The sequence below is a fragment of the Massilia scottii genome (assembly GCF_030846495.1).
In the GTDB taxonomy this organism is placed as follows: Bacteria; Pseudomonadota; Gammaproteobacteria; order Burkholderiales; family Burkholderiaceae_D; genus Telluria_A; species Telluria_A violaceinigra.
Genome location: NZ_JAVCWM010000010.1, coordinates 183,925 through 201,166, shown reverse-complemented (window position 1 = coordinate 201,166; position 17,242 = coordinate 183,925). Strand labels below are relative to the sequence as shown.

Here is a 17,242-nt window from a genome sequence, read left to right as displayed (position 1 = left end):
CGCGTCATCAGGAAATTGCAGCATGCATCATGGCTAGTGATACAGGGCATCAACCGATGAATGCTGTCATTGAAAGCGCGTGCCGATGGCCGCGAGACGCGCTCCAGGGCTGCGCGCCCTGAGCCCCCGCCTCCGCGCTTATGCCGCCAGCGGCAACATCGCGCCCAGTGCCACGCCGCCCGCCACATGCCAGGCATTGCGGTAGCCCAGGCGGTGCAGGCACTGCGCCGCCTTGACGCTGCGCGCGCCGCTGCGGCAGAAGAACACCAGCGGGCGCTCCTCGGCGCGCAGCCACATCGACAGGCGGTCGGCCAGGCGCGACAGGGGCACGCTCTGCACCGCGCGCCCGTGCCAGTGGCCAGCGTCCGCCGCCGCATGCTCGTAGGCTTCGCGCACGTCGATCAGCAGCGCGTCGGGATGGTCGTTGAAGAAGCGCTCGAGGCCATGCGCCTCGAGCTGCATCGCCAAGGGGTTGGCAGCTGGTGCGGCGCCGCTGCCTTCGGCCATCAGGGTGGTGCACGGCAGGCTGCCCGTCTCGCACGCCGGACAGACGATGGTCTTGCGCGACACCAGTTGCGCCAGTTGTTCAATGACCGCGTCCGGCCCGGTAAAGGCAAAGCGCACGTCGCCGGCGGCCAGGCCCGCGGCCGAGCGCTCGCCGAACAGGTAGCTGGCGCCGCTGGCGTGCGCCACGCGCGCCAGCACGCGGGTGCCGAACATCAGGGCACTGGCGACCTGGCCGTTATCGAGCGTGGCTTCGTCGGCCAGCGCGGGCCAGCCCAGCGTTTCGTGGCTGATGCCGCCGGCAAGCTGGCCGCCCAGCGCCGCCACCAGGGCTGCGCGTCCGCCACCGGCGCCGCCATGCGTGTCGATCACGGCGCGCACCCGGTAGCCCTGGCAGCGCACCTGGTCGGCGATGCGCACTGCCAGCGCGGCGAGCGGATTGATGATGGCGCAGGTGCGGCTGGCCGCGTCGAGCACCAGCCAGGTACAGGCACCGTCAAGGCCCAGTTGAACCACCCCGTCGCTGTCCTGCGCAGGCACCGCCGACGGGATCAGGCAACTGGCGCGCAAGGCCGCGCCGCAGCGGGCGATGCGCTCGCAGGCGGCGTCGATCAGGGTGTCGTCCGCCATCGGCCCGAACGACATGCGCACCGCCGCGGCGCAGCGCCACGGGGCCAGCTGCATCGCCGTGAGCACGTAGCTGGGCGCGGCCTTGGCCGCCGAACAGGCCGACCCCGCGCTGACGCGCACGCCGGCGGCGTCGAACAGGTCGAGCAGTTCCTTGCCGGCCAGGCCAGGCACGGAAAAATTGAGCGTTGTCGGCAAGCTGTGTTCGAACGGCGCATTGAAGACGATGCCCGGCAGCGCCGCGCGCAGGGCCGCGGCCAGCCGTTCACGCATCCGGACCAGTTGCGCGTGGGTGCGAAAGCTCGCCCCATCGTCGAGCGCCGCGAGCACGGCGCCCAGGGCCGCGATGCCGCTCATGTTTTCGGTGCCGGAACGCTGGCCGGCTTCCTGCCCGCCGCCCATCATCAGCGCGGTGTAGGGCGCTCCCTCGCGCACATACAGCATGCCGATGCCCTTGGGCGCATACAGCTTGTGGCCCGAAAACGGCGCGTAATCGATGCGGGTCGCGGCCAGGTCCAGCGTAAGCTTGCCGAGCGCCTGCACGCTGTCGACCATCCACAGCGCCGTGGGCGCGCACTCGCGCAAGAGCGTTTCGATGCCGGCCAGGTCGGAGATGGTGCCGCTTTCGTTATTGGCGGCCATGGTGCACACGAAGGCCGCGCGTGGCGCCAGTTCGCGCAGCACGTCGAGCCGGTGGCGGCCGTCGGCGTCGACCGGCAGCGCGCGCAGTTCCAGGCCGGTGCCGAGCAGCGCGTTCCAGTGCGCCAGGCTTTCCGGCACCGCCTTGTGTTCGGTGGCGCCGTACAGCAGCAGGTCGCCGGTCGCTTCGCCCCGGGCGCGGCGCGCGCGGATATCGCACAGCGCCGACAGCACCGCGGTCTGGATGCCTTCCGTGGCCCCGCTGGTAAAGGTCAGCCTGCCCTGCCCCGCGCCCAGCACGCGGCGCGCCAGTGCGCGCACGCCGTCGAGCATCGCTTTGGCCTTCAGGCCTGTGGCATGGCTGCTGCTCGGGTTCCCGTAGCAGTCGCGCATGGCCAGGGCGGCGGCGGCGATGGCGGCCGGATGAACGGCCGAGGTGGCGTTGGCGTCGAGGTAAATTTCAGTATGCATGGCAGGTCCGGGCAGCGGCAACAGGATGGTGAAACGTGGAGGTCATTCTTGCGTGATATGTTATCGTCTTAAACGTGAGAAAATATGCCAAAATTTGCTGGCATTCGCACTCATCAAGCATATTCATACCAAATTTCAGCGGAAAGCAGAATGAGTTCTCTCGATAAGTATGATTGCGCCATCCTCGCGGCCCTGCAGGCCGACGGCACCCTGTCGATCGCGGCCCTGAGCGAGAAGGTCGGTTTGTCCAGCACCCCGTGCTGGAAGCGGGTCAAGCGGCTGGAGGAAGAGGGCTATATCCAGAGCCGCGTGAGCATCATCAACCGCGACAAGGTCGGGCTGCCGGTCACGGTGTTCGTGAGCATACGCACCACCGAACACGACGAAAAATGGCTGACCCGCTTCGCCGCCGCCGTCATCGCCCTGCCCGAGGTGATGGAGTTTCACCGCATGAGCGGCGACGTCGACTACCTGCTCAAGGTCGTCACCACCGACATCGGCGGCTACGACCGCTTTTACAAGAAGCTGATCAAGACGGCGCACCTGACGGGCGTGTCGTCGGCGTTCTCGATGGAGCAGATCAAGTACACCACGGCGCTGCCGCTCGATCTGATTTTGAAGCGTCTTCCTGCCTAAAACGGCATATAAAATTGTGCAAAATCGTGCGATGATGCCGCTGTCCAGATCAGAGGAGAGACATCGTATGGCATCGAACAATAAGAGTATTCCCTTCGCCGCGGCGGCCCTGCTGCTGGTATCCCAGGCCGCGCTGGCACAGGAACAGGTCGTCAAGATCGGCATCACCGGCCCGCTGTCGGGCGCCAACGCCTTTGCCGGCAAGGACAACGAAAACGGGGTGCGCCTCGCGCTGGAAGAACTGAACGCCAAAAAAGTCAGCATCGGCGGCAAGGCCATCAAGTTCGAACTCCACTCCGAGGATGACCAGGGAGATCCGAAAGCCGGCGTGGCGGTCGCGCAAAAACTGGTCGACGCCGGCGTGCGCTTCGTGCTCGGCCCCTACAACTCCGGCGTGGCCATTCCCGCCTCGCGCGTCTACAACGACGCCGGCGTGATCATGTCGACCGTCGGCACCAATCCCAAGGTGACGCAGAGCGGCTACAAGGGCGTGTTCCGCATGGTCGCCAGCGATACCCAGCTCGGCGGCTCGATGGCCGGCTATGCGGCCAAGCAGCTCAAGCTCAAGACGATCGGCGTGATCGACGACCGCACCGCCTTCGGCCAGGGCATCGCCATGGAATTCGTCAAGCAGGCCAAGGCATCCGGCATCACGGTGGCGGGCCACGAGTTCACGACCGACAAGGCGACCGACTTCGCCGCCATCCTCACCAAGCTGAAATCGAAAAACGTCGATGCGATCTTCTTCGGCGGCTACGCGCCCCAGGGCGCGCCGATGGTGCGCCAGATGCGCCAGCTCGGCCTGAAGGTCAAGCTGCTCGGCGGCGACACCCTGTGCAGCCCCGAAATGGCCAAGCTCGGTGGCGATGCGGTCGGCGAAAACGTGCTGTGCGCGCAAGGCGGCGCGATCCTCGACAAGCAGGCCGACGGCCCGGCCTTCCAGGCGCGCTACAAGGCGCGCTTCAAGCAGGCGCCGGACGTGTATGCGGCCTCGTTCTACGACCAGACCATGTTCATCGCGCAGTCGATGAAGTCGGCCAATTCGCTCGATCCGTCGGTGGTGGCCGCGGCCATGCGCGCCAGCAGCTACAAGGGCGTGGTGGGTTCGTATGCTTATGATGCAAACGGCAATATGAAGCAGTCGACCGTGACCGTCTACACCTTCAAGAACGGCGTGCCTTCCGCGCTGGCCACCTACTGATGCGCGCGTCCCTGCTGCTGGCGGCGGCGCTGGCCGCGTCGGCTACCGCGTCGGCTACCGCGCCGGTTACCGCACAAACGCCTGCACTTACTCCGCCGCTGTCGCACTTCGGCATCGCGCAGCAAGCCATGCCGGCCTTTATCCAGCGCTACCAGCTCGATTACGCCAGCCTCGACAAACTGTACACGGTGGCCAACGGCACGGCGCGCGCGCGCCAGATGCAGGAGTTTTTCGAGCAGTGGCGCGCGGCGCTCGATGCCCTGCCGTTCGACAGCTTTGGCGTGGAAGACCGCATCGACGTGGTCATGATGCGCAGCCAGATCGACTTCGAGCTGCGCGAACTGGCGGCACAGCGCAAGCGTTTCGCCGAAGCCGAGCCGCTGGCGCCGTTCGTGCGTCCGCTGATCGACATGGCCGAAGCGCGCCGCGTGATGCAGGCGCAGGATGGCGCGGCCAGTGCGGCCGTGCTGCAGCAGGCGCTGGTGGCGGTGCGCAAGGCCCACGATGCGCTGCTGGCCGGCGCCGACATCAATGCGCCCAAGCCGATGGCCTCGCGCAGCGTGGCCAACCGCGCCGCGCAGGTGCTGGCGTCCACCGCCAGGGACCTGAAAGCCTGGTACGCCTATTACGAAGGGTACGACCCGCAGCTCACGTGGTGGGTCAAGCGCCCGTACGCGGACCTGGACAAGGCCATGAGCGATTACGCGGCCAGCCTGAACGAACGGCTGGTGGGCAAGGCGTCCGTCAAGCTGCTCAATGTGACGGGCGACCCGATCGGGCGCGAAGGCTTGATGAGCGCCCTGCAGCGCGACATGATCCCGTACACGCCGGAAGAACTGATGGCGCTGGCCGAAAAAGAACTGGCCTGGGGCGAGGCCGAACTGCGCGTGGCGTCGGCCGAGATGGGTTTTGGCAGCGACTGGCATGCGGCCATGGAGAAGGTCAAGACCATGTATGTGACGCCGGGCGAGCAGCCGGCCATGGTGCGGCGCCTGGCCAAGGAAGCCATCGACTACATGGCGGCCAACAAGCTGGTGACGGTGCCGGAAGTGGCGCGCCGCAGCTGGCGCATGGACATGCTCTCGCCCGAAGCGCAGCTGATCAGCCCATTTTTCCTGGGCGGCGACACGATCCTGGTGTCCTACCCCACGGCCGACATGACGCACGAGCAAAAGCTCATGTCCATGCGCGGCAATAACCCGCACTTTTCGCGCGCGACCGTGCAGCACGAGCTCATTCCAGGCCATCACCTGCAAGGGTTCATGGCGGATCGCTACCAGCCGCAGCGCCGCCTGTTCGACTCGCCCTTTTTTGTGGAGGGCTGGGCCGTGTACTGGGAAATGCTGCTGTACGAGCGCAAATTCGCCGTCACGCCGGAAGACCGGATCGGGATGATGTTCTGGCGTAATCACCGGGCGGCGCGCATCCTGTTCTCGCTCGGTTTCCACATGGGTAAAATCACGCCCGAGCAGGCGGTCGAGATGCTGATTCGGCGCGTCGGCCACGAGCCGGATAATGCGCGCGCCGAGGTGCGGCGCTCGTTCAACGGCGATTATCCGCCGCTGTACCAGGCTGGCTACATGGTCGGGGCGCTGCAACTGCGCGAACTCAAACGCGAGCTGGTCGACGGCGGCAAGATGACGCTGCTTCAATACCACGACCGCATTCTCGAAGGCGGCGTGCTGCCCATCGAACTGGTACGCGCGCGCCTGAAAAACGAGAAGGTCGCGCGCGACTTCAAGCCGCTCTGGCGCTTCTACAAATAGCCGTCAGCGCCGCAAGCGCTTGAGGAACACCGTCATCTCGCGCGAGGACTGGATGTCGCCCTGCTTCACGGCGACCTCCAGTCCTTTATTCCATGCCGCTTCGGCCTCCTGGAGCCGGTCCAGCGCTTGCAACGCCTTGCCGAGCAGCTTCCAGGCCGCCGAGTGAGCGGGATTTTGCTGCGTCGCCTGCTGCAGGTGAAGCGCGGCCGCCGCGGCGTCGCCGTCTTTCAGGCAGGCGTTGCCCAGGCCGAAGCGCAGCAGGGCGTTATCGCGTCCCGCCGCCAATAGTTTTTCCAGTTGTTCGCGCATGATCGTCTTCTCCTATCGTTTGCCGGCTGCGCGCGCAAGCAGCGCCGCCAGTGCGGGCGCCAGCGCAAAGCTGGCGAACAGCCACATCGCCGCCGACTGCGCGCCCGCTTTGCCTCCCGGCTCGGTCAGTCCGGCGGCATTGGCCACCAGTCCCGCCACCGCCGCGCCGATCGCCATGCCGTACAACTGCACGGTGGTGATCGCCGCCGAGGCCAGGCCGCCCTCGCCCGCAGGCGCCAGCGTCAGCACGCGCGTGAGCAGATGCGGCCAGCCGAGTCCCACGCCGGCGCCGGCACCAGCGAGCGCCAGGCCGCACAGCAGCATCAGCATGGCGGGCGAGAGCGCGTCACCGGCCGGCACCAGCAGCGCGAGGGCCAACAGGCTGATTGCGCCCAGCACCGGGCCGGCGCGCAGCATCATCATCGCGGCAGCGCCTTCGCGGCCCGAGGACAGCATCGAACTGGCGCTCCAGCCGGCCGCCATGGCCGCGGTCAGGTAGCCGGCCGCCAGCGGCGTGTAGCCGTGCAGGGTCTGCAAAAAATATGGTACGTAGATTTCAGTGGTGGTGCCGACCAGGAGCAAGGCCACGCTGGCATACACCGCGCCCAGTGGCGACGTGAGGGCCGTGGTCCCGGCAGGCAGCAGGCGCACCGGTGAGCGGCGCTCGACGGCGATGGCCGCCACGCCGAGCGCGATCCCGGCCGCCACGCCCGCGCCCTGCACGGCCAGCATGCGCGACAGACCGCCGGCGGCCACCGCCAGCACGGAGGCGGCCAGCAGCGCGATCTGGGCCACCGGGATGAGCGGCTGCGCGGATGCGGCGGCGCCGGCCGGACGCAGTCGCAGCGCGACCAGCAGCGCCTGCAGCAAGGCTACCGGCAGCAGGGTCCAGAAGGCCCAGCGCCAGTGCCCGGCCTGGGCGAACAGGCCGCCCACGGCCGGCCCGCACAAGGTGGCCACGCCCCACATGCCCGATACCAGCGCCACCGCGCGCGGCCACAGGGGCGCGGGGAAGACCACGCGGATCAGCGAATAACTCAGGGCGGCCAGCGCGCCGCCACCCAGGCCCTGCACGCTGCGCCCGGCCAGCATCCATGGCATGGACGCGGCACCGGCGCAGGCGGCCGATCCCAGTGCAAACATGCCGAGCGCCGCCAGGCAGGCGCCACGCGGACCGGCATCGGACAGCAGGCGCACCGACAGGGCCGCGCCGATGATGGAGGCGACTACGAACAAGGTGGTGTTCCAGGCATACCAGTCCAGGCCCCCGATGTCCTGCACCACCGACGGCAGCACGGTGGTGACGATGTGGACGTTGATTGCGTGCAGCGCCACGCCGCCGGTCAGGGCCAGGGCCAGCAGGCCGTTCTGGCCGGAAAACAGCTCGCCCCAGGAGGCGGTGGAAGGTAAGGCAGCGGGTGAGGCGGAGGACATGGGCTGGTGATCGACAGGGATTCGGGATTGGACTAATATACAAGAGATTGATTGGATAATAAGGCGGAGCCGTGAATTACGCAAGCAAATCGTTGGATAACTCAGCCGATGGCAAGACGGCCGACCGCATCCTGTTTTTCATCAAGTCCAATGGGCCGAGCGCCACGGCCAGGCTGGCGCAGATGCTGGAGATGACGCCCGAAGCGGCGCGCCAGCAGGTGCAAAAGCTGGTCGCGGCAGGGTTGATCGAAGGCCAGCAGCAGGGCGCCGCGGGCGTGGGCCGGCCGCGCCAGGACTGGGTGCTGACCGAGGCCGGCAACCGGCGCTTTCCCGATACGCACGCGCAAATGACGGTGCAGCTGATCGGATCGATCCGCCAGCTGTTCGGCGAGGAAGGGCTGGACAAGCTGGTGGCGCAGCGCGAGAGCGAGGCGCGCGTGCTGTACCAGCAGGCCTGCGGCGGCGCCACCGTGCCGGAGCGCCTGGAACAGCTGGCTGCGATCCGCACCGGCGAAGGCTACATGGCGCGCATCGAGTCCGACCAGCAGGGCTGGCTGCTGATCGAAGACCACTGCCCCATCTGCGCGGCGGCGCGCACCTGCCAGGGCTTTTGCCGCTCCGAGCTGCAATTGTTCAGCGAAATCGCCGGCCCCGGCACGACGGTGAGGCGCGAACAGCATGTGCTGGCCGGCGCCACCCGTTGTGTTTACCGGATTGCGCCCGTCTGAAACAAAAACTTGCTTGATGGACTCAGCCGGATTGACTATGCTTCGCGCATCTGACTATCGCGGAGCTGGCATGACCACACAAAAACCAACAGGCATCGGAAAACTCTTTGCCGCCGCCTGCCTGATCGAAGGCCTGACCTGGACCGGCCTCCTGATCGGCATGTTCCTCAAGTACGTCACCGACACCACCGACCTGGGCGTCTGGCTGTTCGGGCGCCTGCACGGCGTCGCCTTCATGTTCTACGTGGTCGTGGCGGTGCTGGCCGCATTGCGCCTGCGCTGGCCGTGGTGGGCCACCACCCTCGCCATTCTCGCCGCGGTGCCGCCGCTGGTGACGATTCCGATGGAAATCTGGTACCAGCGACGTGGCTTTCTCACCGAGAAACCCGCCGCGCAACCGTAAAATAAAAAGCCGCTCACATGAATCGGTGAGCGGCTTGAATGGCAGAGGCCACAGGCTCGGCGCAAGGCGCTGCAAGCCGGGCTTGCCTGGGCCGGTCAGCATCTCGCGGTTTGCTGGCTCGGCGGAAGCACGTCGTCTGGCGTCGATCATACGCGCGCCCGCGCTGGCGCGACAATACAAATTCCCATTCGTGCGCGCGTGGCCGATAAGGCAAATCTATCGTTCATTTGGATGGCGTTATCCCATCTGAAAATCGCGTATCCTGATGGCCGATTTCATTTTTCTCCCGGATATATATTATGCATAAAAGTCTCGCCCGGACCGCCCTGTGGGCGGCGCTCGCCCTGAGCTTTGCATCCCATGCCGCACTCGCTGCGCCGGCGGCGCCACCGGCCGGCAAAGTGTCGGGCGTGGTGTCGGCCCAGGCCAAGAGGCAGCTCGATGCGCTGGCCCTGGAATATTACGAAGCGGTGGCGCGCTTCGACCCGGTCAACGCCACCGACCGCGGCGACAACCGCTTCGACGACCAGATCGGCATGAGCATCGGTCCCAGGGAGCGCGCGCGCCAGAATGCGCGCTACAACGTCTTTCTGAACCGCTTGCACGCACTGGACCGGCGCGCGCTCGACCTGCGCTCGCAAACCAATTACGACGTGCTCGAATTCGAGTTGAACAGCCTCCTGTCGTTTGCCAGCCTGCCGGAACTGATGCTGCCGCTGAACCAGATGGACAGCATCCCCGTCACCATCGCCAACTACGCCAGCGGCGACGGCGCCCAGTCCCTGAAAACGGTCAAGGATTACAAGGCTTACCTGAACCGCCTGACGCAGCTGCCGGCATGGATCGACCAGGCCATCGCCAACATGCGCGAAGGGATGCGCGTAGGCGTGACCCTGCCGCGCGCGACGGTGGTATCGATGCTGCCGCAATACCAGAAGCTGATCAGCGCCAAGGCCGACGAGAGCATCTACTACACCCCGATCCGCAAGATGCCGGCCAGTTTTTCGGCCCGCGACAAGGCGGCGCTGACGGCCGGCTACCGCAAGGCGATCGACGCCAAGCTGGCGCCGGCGCTGGTGCGCCTTGCCAGCTTCATCGAGAAGGATTACCTGCCGGCGGCGCGCACCAGCACCGGCTGGAGCGCCCTGCCCGAGGGGAAGGAGTGGTACGAAAAGAACGTGGCGATCCAGACCACCACCAGCCTGACGCCGGAACAGATCCATGCGATCGGCCTGAAGGAAGTGGCGCGCATCCAGGGCGAGTATGGCGTGGTGGGCCCGAAGATGGGCTACACCGGACCGGCCGCGGAGCTGCCGGCGTGGGTATCGCAGCAGGAAAAATACAAGCCCTTCAAGACCGACCAGGAAGTCATCGACGTGTACCGCAAGCTCGATGCGCTGCTGCGCACCAAGCTGCCGGCCTTGTTTACGCTCATGCCGAAGGCGCCGCTCGACCTGCGCCTGGAGCCGGAACTGTCGCGCGCGACCGCGTCCGACCACTACACCGCGCCGGCCATGGACGGCTCGCGCCCGGGCGTGTTCTGGTCGGTGGTGAACGACCCCAGACAGTACGGCAGCACCGGCATGGTGACGCTGTTCCTGCACGAGGGGCAGCCGGGCCACCACTTCCACATCGCCCTGCTGCAGGAGCTGGACCTGCCCAAGTTCCGCCAGTTCAGCGGCAACACCGCCTACACCGAAGGCTGGGCGCTGTATGCGGAAACCCTGGGCAAGGAGATGGGCCTGTTCGACAAGCCGGAAGACTATTTCGGCCACCTCAATGACGAAATGCTGCGCGCGGTGCGGCTGGTGGTCGATACCGGCATGCACGCGAAAGGCTGGGCGCGCGAGCAGTCGATCCAGTACATGCGCGATACCCTGGGTTTCCCGGAATCGATGGCACGCAGCGAAACGGAGCGCTACATGGTGTGGCCGGGACAGGCGCTCGGCTACAAGATCGGCGCGCTGAAAATCACGGAACTGCGCCGCCGCGCGGAAGCGGCGCTGGGCGATAAATTCAGCCTGCCGAAGTTCCACGAGATCGTGCTGGAAGACGGCACCTTGCCGTTGTCGCTGCTGGAAGTGAAGGTCAATCGCTGGATCGAGAAGAACCAGTAAGAAGATGAATGCCCCCGACGATGAACCAATCCGCTCATCGTCGGGGACGACACCAGGGAGAGACGCAATGAAAAACACTGTTTTGCTCGGCGTGCTCCTGTCGCTCGCCAGCATGTCGCCAGCGAACAGCCAGGAAGACGCCTCCGGCTACACCACATTGAAGGGCGCGTACCGAACCTATTCGCGTGGCATCGGAGACCCGGGCGAGCCCACCGCTGCCGACACCAAGATCATGTTTGCCATCGACGGCAAGGCCGCACGCGAAATGTTCGATGCCATGGGCAAGGACGTCAAGGACGCGTGCACGGAAGGCAGCGGAACGCGCGTGCGTACGAGGGATCAGGAACGCCTGTGGTGCAGCCGCAGCAAGCAGGGCGTGTATTCCTGCAATTTCGGGTTCGATCTGAAAAGCGGGAAGAGCATCGGCGGCATCGTGTGCTGAGCCACCATCCGCGCCTGTGAAAACGGCACCGTCGCGAGACCGGTGCCGTTTTTTTAGGCTGGACACGCCAGCATCGGATCGCCGCCGTGCTTACATCACCGACAGCACCGGATAGCGCCGCCACTCCGGCTCCACATAGCGCGCGCAATTGGCGAAGATGAAGTCGAGCACCGCGCACTGGTCCGACAACAAGGCTGGATTGGCCGCCTTCCAGGCCTCGAACTTCGCCTGCAGGGCCGGTTCGCCGCGCAGCAGTTCCAGCGCGTGGTCCTCGAACACGTAATCGGAATATGCTTCCTTCTTCTCCAGCACACTGTTGAAGAATCCCCAGCGGAAGAAGCTGTCGTGGCCCTGCGGCTCCAGCGTTTCGATCGCGTAGCGCGCCATGTCCTGGTCGAGCGAAATCCACCAGTCGCCCGCGCGCAGGGTCACGGCCTGGGTGAATTTCTCCAGCTGCACGTCGTCATGGAACATGTGGCCTTCGTACGCATTCGCGCGCGAGTCGACCGACACAATGCGGTAGCACTGCACCTGTTCCACGCGGTCGGCCTCGATGCGCTGCATCGCCACACCATTCCACTGCAGCCGCTCGACTACTTCGCGCCAGGCTTGCGGCACCACGTACGCGCGCGGCGTCGCCACCACGATATCGGCCGGGAAGCTGTTGAAGTAGGCGATGTCGCGCTCCCACGGCTCGTTGCGGTCGTACGACAGGCGCGTGTAATTGCCGATCACGCTGGGCGTGTATTTGGCCGCATAGCCGCGGAACGGGAACGTCGATGGCTTGTCCGCATCCATGGACCAGTGCACCGGCCACTCGCGCCGTGCCTTGCCTTCGTCACGCGCGGCGCGGCGCAGTACCTGGATGGTGGCCGCCTGCGCGACCGTGAAGTCGAGCGCCGTTTCGACCAGCGCGCGCATCGAGTCGTAGCGGTCGGCGAAGGGCTTGAGCATGTGCGTCTCGGGCATGAACCCGATGGTGTGGTGCAGCGCCGCGAAGCCGGTCGAAAAGCGCGGCGTTTCCAAAAATTCGGCAATGCCGTGGTCCGGGCTGTCCTTGACCGGATTGACATACGGGCAGGTCGGCCAGCCGCGCCGCGCCATTTCGCCGAACATATGCGGCAGCATGGTGCCCTGCAAAAATTCACCGAGCGCGCCGCCGAGCTTGTCGGTCTGCGTGTGAATCAGAGTCATCGTGTACGGATAATCGGCGCCGTTGGAGGTGTGGGTGTCGACCATCACGTCCGGGTCCCAGGCGGTGAACAGCTTGTTGAACACCTGCGCGGTGAGGCTGTCGCACTTGACGAAGTCGCGATTCAGGTCGAGGTGGCGGCTGTTGCCGCGAAAGCCGAACTGCTCGGGGCCATCCTGGTTCACGCGCGAGGTATCGGCGCGGTTGATGCTGCCGTCGACGTTGTACAGCGGGACGAACAGGAATACCGTCTTGCCCAGCGCGGCCAGGCGCGCCGGCTCGGTGCAGAAGTCGCGCACCAGCGCCATGCAGGCGTCCACGCCTTCCGGCTCACCCGGATGGATGCCGTTATTGTTGAAGAAAACCGGGCGTCCTTCTTCTTTCAGGCGCTGGCGGTCGAACACGCCGTCGGCGGTCACCACGCCGGCGTGGATCGGCAGGCCGCAATCGGAGGTGCCGACGACGCTGAAGTGAAGCACGCCGGGATAACGGCGCGCCAGCTCTTCGTACCATGCGATGCAGTCAGCCCAGGTCGTGGTCTGATTCTTGTTACCCTGTTCGTAGGGTGTTTTCAATTCGTTCGACATTATGTGTTGTGCGATGAAAGGTTGGAACGGTACCGCTGCTGATAAGGCACAGCAGTCAGGCGATTTGTGCGATCGGCAGGGCGATGCCGATCACGGTGCCTTTGTCAGGCTCGGAGCTGAAGTCGATGGTGCCACCCAGCGCGTACACGCGTTCGCGCATGCCGATGATGCCGATGCCCGACGACGCGCTGGCGGTGCTGAAGCCGGCGCCATCGTCGGCGATTTCGATATGCAGCGTGTCGTCCTGCTCGGACAAGGTCATCGCCACCTGCGCATGCGTGGCGCCGGCGTGCTTGAGCACATTCGACAGCGCTTCCTGCACGATGCGGTAGGCGGAGATGGCCAGTTCGCTCTCCAGGCCCGAAAAATCGCCGTCGGAGTGGAACTGGAAGTGGCATTCGGGATGGCTGGCGTCGTAGTGGCGGATCATCTCTTCCACCGCGCCGTGCAGGCCGAGCATGTCGAGCACCTCGGGACGCAGGCGCCGCACCAGGCGCCGTCCGCTGGCGTACAGGTCGAGCGTGAGCTTGGTGATCGCTTGCGACTTCTGCTTGATCTCGTCGATCATCGGACCCTGCTCCACCTTGCCGGCCAGGTGCAGGATACTTTGCGACTCCAGGCGCGCGGCGATCAGCGAGGCATTGAGTTCGTCGTGAATCTCGATGGCGATGCTCTTGCGCTCATCTTCGACGATCGAGTTCACCTTTTGAATCAGCTTGCGCTTGTCGGCGTCGGCCTTGAGCGCTTCGTTGCGCGATTCGACCAGGTCCTTGGTGCGTTCGGCGACCTTGTTTTCCAGGTCCTGGCGCGAGCGGCCCAGCGCGACCGACATTTCGGTGATCGATTCCTGCAGCTCGCCCACCTCGCCGCCGGTGGTGACCGGCAGCGCCACCTGGTAGTTCCCGCCGCGGATCTCGCGCAGCGCGCCGATCGAGGACTTGAGCGGAATGGTCAGGCTGCGCGCCAGCACGTAGGCCAGCGCACCGCTGACCACCAGCGCCAGCGCCGCCATCGCCAGCTCGACCTGGAAGCGGCGCGCCTGCTTGTGCAGCATGTTCGTCGGCGACATCGTCACCCTGACGTAGCCTACCACTTCGGTCGGCACGGTGGTCGGCTTGGTATCGCTCGAACCCGAGACGTGCGGCACGCCGTTGTCCGAGAACAGGTTAATCCAGATCATCTGCTTCTTGATCGGCGCCTCGTAAAAACGGTCCTCGCCGATGGCGGAGTTCTGCGAAATGACGCTGATGGCGCCTTTCTGGTTGGCGTCGACCACTTCGATGCGGTGGATGCTCTTGTCCGACTGGACCAGGCCATTGATGGTCAGGCGCAGGTCGGACAGATTGCCCGAGATGACGTTGTATTCGCTCGTTTCGGCCAGCGCCTTGGCCAGGATGCGGCCGCGCTCTTCGAGTTCGAGCGCCACCTGGGCGCGGTGCGAGTACCAGGAGTAGCCCACAAAAGACGAGAACAGGAACACCACCGGCAGCATGGTGATGAAGGCCATGCGCGTGCCGATGCTCCAGCTTTGCCAGAATCGCAGATTCATTGGCGCCTCACAGGTGGACGGCGCGTGAAATTGCGCGCGGCGTCGTCGACCGCAACATCGAGCGAGCGCGCCACGCCTTCGTTGATGACGGTGCTGAAGTAGCGCGGGAACTGGGGTGGGGCCAGCTCGCCCGTGGCCACGAATTCGTTGGCCACGTCGGCCACCTGGGCGTTGATCTGCTCGATGGTGGAATAGGTGGTGGCCAGTGCGCCGGCCATGACCATGTCGGCCGAAAAGCCGATCACCGCCTGGTTGTGGCGGTAGGTCGAGAGCAGGATGTTGCGCACGTTCTCGGTGTTGTAGACGCTGCGGTCGGGCATGGCCAGCAGGACCTCGGTTTTGCCGATGCGGTTCAGGACCACGTTGATATCCTCACTGGGGTCGTAATGTTCGATTTCGGCGATGCCTTGCAGCGTCGGTTTGAGAAAGCCGGTATTACTGCTGACGATGGCGGCCACGCGCACTGGCCGTTTGTAGAGCAGCTCGATCAGGCGCAGCTGGTCGACCGGGGCCGGCTCGGCGTAGATGGCCGTCATGGTGAGGGCGCGTGAAGGCTGCAGTTCTTCGGTGACCGAGCGCCACACCTGGCTGGAGGTAAAGGCGGCGATGATGACGCAGTCGCACTTGCGCGCAGCCACATTGCGCAGCGCGACCGGGCCGATGGCCACGTACACCATGCGCCGGTGCTGGGCCAGTTCGGTGCGAAAGCCACCGAAGATGGGGACCAGCTGTTTGTACAAATCGTCGGCAATGCGGCGGGTGACGCCGGAATCGTCGGCGGTGACGATCTCGAAGCGAAAGCCGGTGGGGTTGCTGGAGCTGGCCGGGCTGACGACGCCGGCGGCGCCGGCGGTGCCGGACAGGGTGAGGCCGATGGCAAGGGCGATCGCCGAAAGTACACCCTTGCCACCGTCGTCCCCGCGACGGCGGACGACGGTCGGGCGACACCGCGCATTCGCGACCCATCTCCTCAAGCCTGCGAACACGCGACCTCCCACTACGGCTCGATCAAGCCGTACTTGACGGCCAGCTTGGTGATATACGCCTGACGGTGCACGCCCAGCTTTTCCTTGACCGACTGGCTGATATTGCTGATCGTCTTGGTCGACAGATTGAGCTTCTCGGCGATTTCGGCGTTGGTCAGTCCTTCGGCCATCAGCTTGAAGATCTCCAGCCCGCGCTGGTCGAGCTGCGACTGCGGCGACGCATCGCCGCGCACCGACAGATTGGCCAGGCGCTCGGCGATCTGCGGCAGGAAATACAGCTTGCCCTCATGCGCGTGGCGCACCGCGGTGGCCAGGTCGGCCGGGTCGCAATCCTTGGTGACGAAGGCGCGCGCGCCCAGGCGGTAGGTTTCCTTGATCAGGCTATCCTGGTCGAACTGGCTCAGGAACACGATGCGCGCAGCCGGAAACTTCTCCAGGATGCTCTTGGCCGCGTCCAGCCCCGTCAGCTCGGTGCCGAAGCGGATATCGAGCACCAGCACATCCGGATCGAGGGCGGCGTACATCTCTTCGGCTTCATCGGGCGTCTTGGCCTGCCCCACCACATCCATGCCGACACCGGCCAGCGACATGGCGAAACCGGTCATCACAATGGGATGGTCGTCCGCCAGCAAGACCCGAATCGATTTTTGCTCAGTCTGCACTTTCATTCTCCACGGGTAAAGGCTGCGTTGGCTTACCCCGCCTTGCCATTGAATCGCATCAATATATGCGACCAGACGGCAGGAACGCCGCGCCTACCAGATTATTTCACACATCCGCCCCTGACGCGAGCCGTGCCCCGCCGGGCAAGATTTGCCAGCGGGCTCACCCGGATGGAAGAAAACACGGCAATAGAATTACTACGAAAACCCTTTTCAATTGCTAGGACATAGCATATATTTCATCCATGGACTGGAAAAAGCGCTGCGGATTTCCACCATGCGAGCCATTTCGTGAACACAACAATACGGAGCACACCATGCATTTCTCTCAACAGCACATTGGCAGCGGCAACAAATTCACCAAAATGGCCATCGTCACCGCGCTGCACGTCCTCGTTGGCGCGGCGCTCATTCACAATATGAACCGGGTTCCGGCGCCCAGCGTCACCGAAGCGGGGCCGATCGAGGTGACGCCGGTGATCGAAAAACCGATTGATCCGCCGCCGGAACCGGAGCCGTTCAAGACGGAACAGGTCGTGCCGCCGGTGCTGATTCCCAAGCCATTTGTCGATATCCCGCCGCCGCCACCGGACGTGACCATCACCGGCACCGTCATCGACAAGGTGCCGCCGCCGGCGGCGATCGAAACGGGACGCAAGGTCGAACAGGTCATTCCGCCAGCCGTGGTGCAGCCGGCCAAACAGACCCGATCCGCCGTACTGGCCGACGCTTCCGCCTGCGTCAAGCCGGACTACCCGGCGCGCGCCGCCCGCAATGGCGACACCGGTACCGTCAGTCTCGCGCTGCTGGTCGGCGTGGACGGCAAGGTGACCGACGCCCGCATCGATAAATCGAGCGGATCGCGTGACCTCGACAAGGCAGCCGTCGCGGCCCTGAGCATGTGCAAGTTCAAGCCGGCCACGACGAACGGCGTCGCCGAACCGGCATGGGCGCAGATCGCCTACGTCTGGACGCTCGACTGAGCGAAG

At 65.2% G+C, this 17,242-nt stretch carries 15 protein-coding genes; 8 read left to right on the top strand and 7 right to left on the bottom strand.

Annotated elements, in window-relative coordinates:
* Nucleotides 1–138: 138 nt before the first annotated feature.
* Entirely contained in the window at nt 139–2,241 is a 2,103-nt protein-coding gene (locus tag RBA41_RS16430; RefSeq protein ID WP_306625165.1) for an aminotransferase class V-fold PLP-dependent enzyme, read from the bottom strand.
* A gap of 150 nt (nt 2,242–2,391) precedes the next feature.
* Here RBA41_RS16430 and RBA41_RS16425 point away from each other — a divergent pair, with 150 nt between their 5' ends.
* From RBA41_RS16425 to RBA41_RS16415, 3 genes are all read left to right on the top strand, one after another.
* Nucleotides 2,392–2,877: an Lrp/AsnC family transcriptional regulator gene (locus tag RBA41_RS16425; protein ID WP_306625164.1), complete on the top strand. Its 486-nt coding sequence runs from the start codon at nt 2,392–2,394 to the stop codon at nt 2,875–2,877.
* Between the two features lie 67 nt (nt 2,878–2,944).
* Nucleotides 2,945–4,078, top strand: coding sequence for a branched-chain amino acid ABC transporter substrate-binding protein (locus tag RBA41_RS16420; protein WP_306625163.1), 1,134 nt, complete (start codon nt 2,945–2,947; stop codon nt 4,076–4,078).
* Nucleotides 4,078–5,844 carry a DUF885 family protein gene (locus tag RBA41_RS16415; protein WP_306625162.1) on the top strand — a complete coding sequence of 589 codons (1,767 nt, stop codon included), beginning with the start codon at nt 4,078–4,080 and terminating at the stop codon, nt 5,842–5,844. Before RBA41_RS16420 ends, RBA41_RS16415 begins: the two co-directional genes overlap by 1 nt.
* A 3-nt stretch (nt 5,845–5,847) precedes the next feature.
* On the opposite strand, the gene RBA41_RS16410 is transcribed toward RBA41_RS16415, so the two are convergent.
* Nucleotides 5,848–6,153: a tetratricopeptide repeat protein gene (locus RBA41_RS16410; RefSeq protein WP_306625161.1), complete on the bottom strand. Its 306-nt coding sequence runs from the start codon at nt 6,151–6,153 to the stop codon at nt 5,848–5,850.
* 12 nt (nt 6,154–6,165) lie between these two features.
* Nucleotides 6,166–7,587, bottom strand: coding sequence for an MFS transporter (locus RBA41_RS16405; RefSeq protein ID WP_306625160.1), 1,422 nt, complete (start codon nt 7,585–7,587; stop codon nt 6,166–6,168).
* Between the two features lie 92 nt (nt 7,588–7,679).
* On the opposite strand from RBA41_RS16405, the gene RBA41_RS16400 reads away from it, so the two are divergent.
* The 4 genes from RBA41_RS16400 (at nt 7,680) to RBA41_RS16385 (ending at nt 11,277) form a co-directional block, all read left to right on the top strand.
* Nucleotides 7,680–8,315, top strand: a complete 636-nt coding sequence (locus RBA41_RS16400; protein WP_306625158.1) for a helix-turn-helix transcriptional regulator — start codon at nt 7,680–7,682, stop codon at nt 8,313–8,315.
* A gap of 70 nt (nt 8,316–8,385) precedes the next feature.
* A complete protein-coding gene (locus tag RBA41_RS16395) occupies nt 8,386–8,718 on the top strand; it encodes a DUF3817 domain-containing protein (protein ID WP_306625156.1) in 333 nt (110 codons plus the stop codon).
* Nucleotides 8,719–9,017: 299 nt separating this feature from the next.
* A complete protein-coding gene (locus tag RBA41_RS16390) occupies nt 9,018–10,835 on the top strand; it encodes a DUF885 domain-containing protein (RefSeq protein ID WP_306625155.1) in 1,818 nt (605 codons plus the stop codon).
* 67 nt (nt 10,836–10,902) lie between these two features.
* Nucleotides 10,903–11,277 (top strand): hypothetical protein, encoded by a 375-nt coding sequence (locus RBA41_RS16385; RefSeq protein WP_306625154.1) that lies wholly within the window; start codon nt 10,903–10,905, stop codon nt 11,275–11,277.
* A 90-nt stretch (nt 11,278–11,367) separates the two neighbouring features.
* On the opposite strand, the gene RBA41_RS16380 is transcribed toward RBA41_RS16385, so the two are convergent.
* Genes RBA41_RS16380 through RBA41_RS16365 form a run of 4 tightly spaced genes read right to left on the bottom strand, consistent with a single transcriptional unit; the run spans nt 11,368 to nt 16,259 of the window.
* A complete protein-coding gene (locus RBA41_RS16380) occupies nt 11,368–13,056 on the bottom strand; it encodes a M14 family zinc carboxypeptidase (protein ID WP_306625152.1) in 1,689 nt (562 codons plus the stop codon).
* A gap of 55 nt (nt 13,057–13,111) precedes the next feature.
* Nucleotides 13,112–14,605, bottom strand: coding sequence for a sensor histidine kinase (locus RBA41_RS16375; protein ID WP_306625151.1), 1,494 nt, complete (start codon nt 14,603–14,605; stop codon nt 13,112–13,114).
* Nucleotides 14,602–15,591, bottom strand: a complete 990-nt coding sequence (locus RBA41_RS16370) for a hypothetical protein (RefSeq protein WP_306625150.1) — start codon at nt 15,589–15,591, stop codon at nt 14,602–14,604. The genes RBA41_RS16375 and RBA41_RS16370 overlap by 4 nt, the downstream gene beginning before the upstream one ends.
* A gap of 11 nt (nt 15,592–15,602) precedes the next feature.
* Nucleotides 15,603–16,259, bottom strand: coding sequence for a response regulator (locus tag RBA41_RS16365; RefSeq protein WP_099873777.1), 657 nt, complete (start codon nt 16,257–16,259; stop codon nt 15,603–15,605).
* Nucleotides 16,260–16,570: 311 nt separating this feature from the next.
* Here RBA41_RS16365 and RBA41_RS16360 point away from each other — a divergent pair, with 311 nt between their 5' ends.
* Entirely contained in the window at nt 16,571–17,236 is a 666-nt protein-coding gene (locus RBA41_RS16360; RefSeq protein WP_306625148.1) for an energy transducer TonB, read from the top strand.
* Nucleotides 17,237–17,242 lie beyond the last annotated feature (6 nt).